The 1,301-nt window shown below is 37.5% G+C and carries 2 protein-coding genes and 1 pseudogene; 2 read left to right on the forward strand and 1 reads right to left on the reverse strand.

The genetic code is table 11. The features are described 5' to 3' along the window. Positions 1 to 681 (reverse strand): annotated as a pseudogene (locus A9G38_RS01985) (integrase core domain-containing protein); the annotation flags it as partial. 113 nt (positions 682 to 794) lie between these two features. Between A9G38_RS01985 and A9G38_RS01990 the strand changes: the two are divergent. Both A9G38_RS01990 and A9G38_RS12700 read left to right on the forward strand, forming a co-directional pair. Next, positions 795 to 1,058: an IS3 family transposase gene (locus A9G38_RS01990; RefSeq protein WP_080702399.1), complete on the forward strand. Its 264-nt coding sequence runs from the start codon at positions 795 to 797 to the stop codon at positions 1,056 to 1,058. Between the two features lie 125 nt (positions 1,059 to 1,183). Continuing rightward, positions 1,184 to 1,301 (forward strand): IS3 family transposase (locus tag A9G38_RS12700; RefSeq protein WP_442902855.1); only part of this gene is annotated, 118 nt, incomplete at its 3' end.

Raw genomic sequence — 1,301 nt, forward strand, 5'->3', positions numbered from 1 at the left:
AACAAAATGCGTGTCCGATGAGCAAAATAAATTCTCCAATTGCTTTTCCTTAACCAACCCTTTTGCATCATTCCATGTTTGCCATGGTGTCTTCCCATAACAATATTTTCCAGAGTGTGCTCTTTCCCGATTGTAAAACTCAAGCCATTGCTCAATATCGTTTTGTATTTCACTCAATTGCGTGTAAATCTTACGTCGAAATAAAATATCATAACATTCTGTTTTCATCGTCTTATGGAATCGCTCACAAATACCGTTAGTTTGTGGGCTGTAGGCTTTGGTCTTGGTGTGTTCAATATCTTCTAGATTAAGATAAAGTTCATAAGCATGGCTCTCCTTATGGCCATTATATTCCGTCCCTCGGTCGGTAAGAATGCGTAAAAGTGGCACTTGTTCGTTGTCAAAGAAAGGAAGCACTTTATCATTGAGCATATCGGCAGCAATCAGACTGTTTTTCTCGGTATAGACTTTAGCAAAAGCGAGTCTGGAATAGGTATCAATAAATGTTTGTTGGTATATTTTCCCTATGCCTTTAATGTGCCCTACATAATAGGTATCTTGTGCACATAAATAACCCGGATGATGTGTCTCAATTTCACCATGCGCTTCTTTTGATGCTTTGGCTTTTTCAAGGGCCTGTAATTGATTTTCCGTGAGCACACATCCTTCTTGTGCCACTTTGTGGATCGGCTACACTAAATCATACAACTTTTTTAAGGGGTAAGGTAAACTTATCACAACTAAAAAAGGAACAAATATGAATAAGATTAAACGCAAAAGACGAACATTCACAGATGATTTTAAACAGCAAATGGTCAGTCTTTATCCAACATGGTAAATCACGTAGTGAAATCGTTGCCGAATATGATTTGACACCATCAGCTTTGGACCATTGGATAACGCAAGCAAGCCAAAGCGGCTCATTTAAAACAAAAGATAATCGCAGTCCACAAGAACAAGAGTTAATCGCGTTGCGTAAAGAGCTTAAACAACTCCGTATGGAAAACGATATTTTAAAGCAAGCAGCACTGATAATAGGACGAAAATCGCTATCCTAAAAGCAAATCGACATCGTTATAGCATAACAAAGCTATGTCAATATTTAGGATTATCAAGACATTATGCTTATTATCAGTGTAAATTGAATAGACAAAAATCAGTAGGGCTTTATGCCAATAAAATCGTGACGCTATTTAATCAGAGCTATCAGTCTTATGGTACAAGACGAATTCGTTTTGATTTACAGAAAGAGAATATTTGGGTGTCACGCCGTTACATTGCTCGGGTGATGAAAGCCTTAT

This window comes from Gilliamella sp. Imp1-1 (assembly GCF_001690415.1).
In the GTDB taxonomy this organism is placed as follows: Bacteria; Pseudomonadota; Gammaproteobacteria; order Enterobacterales; family Orbaceae; genus Gilliamella; species Gilliamella bombi.

Coding starts and splice junctions, on each gene's coding strand:
- A9G38_RS01990 (WP_080702399.1), top strand. CDS start 795: ATGATTTTAAACAGCAAATGGTCAGTCTTTATCCAACATGGTAAATCA.